This is a genomic window from Ferrovum myxofaciens, assembly GCF_000735045.1.
GTDB lineage: Bacteria > Pseudomonadota > Gammaproteobacteria > Burkholderiales > Ferrovaceae > Ferrovum > Ferrovum myxofaciens.
This window is the reverse complement of sequence record NZ_JPOQ01000204.1, coordinates 1-3,269: the sequence shown is the minus strand read 5'-3', so window position 1 is coordinate 3,269 and position 3,269 is coordinate 1. Positions and strand designations below refer to the sequence as shown.

Here is a 3,269-nt window from a genome sequence, read left to right as displayed (position 1 = left end):
CTGCCTGCTGTGGCGAATTCTCCTGCTACGCTTGGTTTCCATACCTGCTCTCCTGTGTCACAATCTGAAGAGGAGTATGCAGAAAAATTATCCAGGAAAATACAACGCCGCTGGCTTACCGCTTACAGCTGCGTTACATCCTCGATCCCGCCAACATCATGGGTGAGGACTATCCGTCTGAGACCTTCCGCGTGCTCAAGAAAAACGAAGAGCGCGAATTCGGCGAATACCGAACCCAGCGGCTGGTGTTGGCGGCGTGGGATAAATTTGAAACAGGAGAATTGCACTGATGCTGACCTCTTTGCACATGAAAAACTTCAAGGCTTGGAAGGACACCGGCCCCATCAAACTGGCGCCTCTGACGGTGATCTTTGGTGCCAATAGCGCGGGCAAGAGCAGCTTGGGCCATTTGTTGCTGGCGCTCAAACAAACCACATTATCGGCAGACCGAAAGCGCCCGCTACATTTGGGCGACGATAATGCCTTGATTGATTTGGGCACGTTTGCAGAATGCCTGCATAACCACGATTTGCAGAATGCATTGGAGTTTGAGCTGGGATGGAAAACGCCAGGCAAAGAACTGGAGGCGCGCGATCCGCTCAGCAAAAAGAAATTTGCGGGTGATGAATTAAAGATTTCAGTCACGCTCTCGGCGGATGCCAAGCAGCAGCCTAGGGTGGACAAGCTGACGTACCAACTCTTGAGCAAAAGCGTAGGTCAGCTTGCTGTCAACTACAGCAGGGACGAAAAAGGTAAGCTCGAAATCGAATCCAACGAATACAAATTTGTACGCAATACAGGTAGAAGCTGGCCGCTGGATGAGCCAGACAAGTTTTACCGTATTTCCGATCAAAGCCGCGCCCGCTTTCAAAATGCGGAATTCCTGTCGGATTTTGCGCTGAATACAGAAGCGGCGCTGAAAAGTATTTACTACCTCGGTCCCCTGCGAGAGCACCCCAAACGTATCTATTCATGGTCTGGCGAAACGCCAGAAAGCGTTGGTCAAAAAGGTGAGTTTGCCGTTGCCGCCATTCTGGCGGCCAGCGCGCAAGATCGGAAACTTAACCGTGGGCCTAAAAAGCACCTAACCCGCTTTGATGCCTTTATCGCGCAATGGCTCAAAGATTTAGGGATCATAGAAAGCTTTGAAGTGAAGCCTGTAGCTGAGGGTAGAAAGGAATATGAGGTCGTTGTCAAAACCCACGCCACAGCCAGCAAAGTCAAAATTACCGATATTGGCTTTGGCGTGTCGCAGGTTTTACCTGCTCTTGTTCAGGTTTTTTATTGCCCCCCGAACTCGACCATCTTGATGGAGCAACCAGAAATTCATCTGCATCCTCAGGTGCAGGCCGAGCTTGCTGATGTGTTTATTTCCGCCACGCAGGCTCGTGAAAACACTAAAGAGCGCAATGTACAGCTAATTGTCGAAAGCCATTCCGAACATTTTCTCAATCGCCTTCAACGCCGCATCGCCGAAGGAGCAGTGGCACCAGAGGATGTGGCCGTCTATTTCTGCCGTCGCGCAGGTTCCGCCACCGAATTGGAACCGCTACGCCTGAATATGTTTGGCGAAATCGAAAATTGGCCTGAAAACTTCTTCGGCGACGAAATGGCTGATATCGCTGGCCGCACTTTGGCGGCGATGCAGCGTAAGAAAGAACTCGCCAAGGAGGCTGCAAATGATGCGGGCAGTCATTGATACCAATGTTCTGTTGGTTGCCAACGAGCAGCATGCTGACGTATCGACGGAGTGTGTAACCGAGTGTGTGCGACGCCTGCAGGCTATGAAAAAGACTGGCGTAACTGTCATCGACGATGGTTTTCGCATTCTGGGTGAATATCAAAACAAAACCAGCCTAAATCCACCAAAAGGTGTTGGCGATGTGTTCCTGAAATGGTTGCTACGCCAAGCAGGAAACCCTACGCGAGTGGAGCAAATCAGCCTTACCGAGTTGGCCGAAAATGAATTCGCCGAGTTCCCGGATACAACCTTGCAACCTGCGTTTGATGCACCTGATCGCAAATTCGCGGCAGTCGCTCACGCTCATCCTGATAAGCCATCTGTATGGCAGGCAGCAGACTGCAAATGGTTGGACTGGTGGCCTGCCTTGCAGGCCAAGGGAGTTCGTGTGGAATTTCTTTGCCCTGAGGATGCTTGCGGGTTTTATCGCAATAAGTTCCCCGGCAAACCACTGCCTGCATTGCCGGACTGAGCCATGGCCGACTTCTTCCGCTTTCCACATACGCCGCACCTAGCTTGGCTGGGCGAAGGCTCGCCACGCGACGACAAGGTGATGTCGCCCAATGAGGTGACGGCGTTGCTAGCGGGAGATGTGGTGGTGGAGGAAAAACTGGATGGCGCAAATGTCGGCCTGTCTCTCGCCCTAGATGGCACTCTGCGCGCGCAAAACCGGGGGCAGTATCTAGCGGAGCCTCACGCCGGTCAGTTCGCCCGCTTGCCCTCTTGGCTAGCGCAACACGGCGAAGGCTTACGCGCCGTACTCAAGCCCAATCTCATTCTTTTTGGAGAGTGGTGCGCCGCGCGTCATTCGCTGGGCTACGCGACGCTGCCGGATTGGTTTCTGCTGTTTGATGTGTACGACCGCAGTGCGGATCGGTTCTGGAGTAGCGCACGTCGCAATGCACTGGCACGTAGCGCAGGCTTGGTGACCGTGCCGCAAGTGCTGCATGGCAAGGCCACGGTTCCCACATTGAAAAAATTGGTCGGCGACACCGCGAGCCGTTATCGCGCCGGTGCACTGGAAGGGGTGGTCATCCGCCGCGAATCCGCCGACTGGTGCGAAGCCCGCGCCAAGCTGGTTTGCCCCGATTTCACGCAAGCCATCGACACCCACTGGCGCAAGCGGGCGCTGGAGTGGAACCGCATTGTCAATTCATCAGGGATTCCGGAATGAACCCTCTACAACGCACCCTCATCGAGAAAACCGGCAACGACAATGGCTTTGAGCATGTTGTGGCCTCGGACGTGAGTGGTGTTACCTTGGCCTCGGCACGTCATGCCAATCGCGCGTTCGTTGGCTTGGACAGTAGCGCTTATCACGTGCTCTTCGAAACGGGTTCACAGTCCTTGCTGCCGGAATTACAGCGCAGCTTTCCAGCGAAAGTTGCTGATGCGTTTCGGGCGTAAGCGGTAAGCCAGCGGCGTTGTATTCAGGGAGGATTGACCCCGGCATACTCCGATCATCAAGGATAGATGATCGGGAGGGGGTTACGAATGGCTGTGCTGGGTGAAACGATACAGATCGGAG

General features: G+C 53.9%; 5 protein-coding genes. All 5 read left to right on the top strand.

The genetic code is table 11. The annotated features are described in order from the left end of the window. Window positions 1-158 precede the first annotated feature (158 nt). The 5 genes from IV91_RS19550 to IV91_RS0112800 are packed head-to-tail and all read left to right on the top strand — an operon-like array spanning window position 159 to window position 3,148. Window positions 159-290 carry a hypothetical protein gene (locus IV91_RS19550; RefSeq protein ID WP_264753760.1) on the top strand — a complete coding sequence of 44 codons (132 nt, stop codon included), beginning with the start codon at window positions 159-161 and terminating at the stop codon, window positions 288-290. Continuing rightward, window positions 290-1,699 carry a DUF3696 domain-containing protein gene (locus IV91_RS0112815; RefSeq protein ID WP_031599067.1) on the top strand — a complete coding sequence of 470 codons (1,410 nt, stop codon included), beginning with the start codon at window positions 290-292 and terminating at the stop codon, window positions 1,697-1,699. The genes IV91_RS19550 and IV91_RS0112815 overlap by 1 nt, the downstream gene beginning before the upstream one ends. Beyond that, window positions 1,680-2,213, top strand: coding sequence for a hypothetical protein (locus tag IV91_RS0112810; RefSeq protein WP_051862722.1), 534 nt, complete (start codon window positions 1,680-1,682; stop codon window positions 2,211-2,213). Before IV91_RS0112815 ends, IV91_RS0112810 begins: the two co-directional genes overlap by 20 nt. 3 nt (window positions 2,214-2,216) lie before the next feature. Then, a complete protein-coding gene (locus tag IV91_RS0112805) occupies window positions 2,217-2,915 on the top strand; it encodes an RNA ligase family protein (protein WP_031599063.1) in 699 nt (232 codons plus the stop codon). Continuing rightward, the gene (locus IV91_RS0112800; protein WP_031599061.1) at window positions 2,912-3,148 is read left to right on the top strand and encodes a hypothetical protein; all 237 of its coding nucleotides are present in this window, start codon (window positions 2,912-2,914) and stop codon (window positions 3,146-3,148) included. The genes IV91_RS0112805 and IV91_RS0112800 overlap by 4 nt, the downstream gene beginning before the upstream one ends. Window positions 3,149-3,269 lie beyond the last annotated feature (121 nt).

Excerpts from the sequence above, each read along its gene's own strand:
- IV91_RS19550 (WP_264753760.1), top strand. The coding sequence starts at position 159 with ATGGGTGAGGACTATCCGTCTGAGACCTTCCGCGTGCTCAAGAAAAAC.
- IV91_RS0112815 (WP_031599067.1), top strand. The coding sequence starts at position 290 with ATGCTGACCTCTTTGCACATGAAAAACTTCAAGGCTTGGAAGGACACC.
- IV91_RS0112810 (WP_051862722.1), top strand. The coding sequence starts at position 1,680 with ATGATGCGGGCAGTCATTGATACCAATGTTCTGTTGGTTGCCAACGAG.
- IV91_RS0112805 (WP_031599063.1), top strand. The coding sequence starts at position 2,217 with ATGGCCGACTTCTTCCGCTTTCCACATACGCCGCACCTAGCTTGGCTG.
- IV91_RS0112800 (WP_031599061.1), top strand. The coding sequence starts at position 2,912 with ATGAACCCTCTACAACGCACCCTCATCGAGAAAACCGGCAACGACAAT.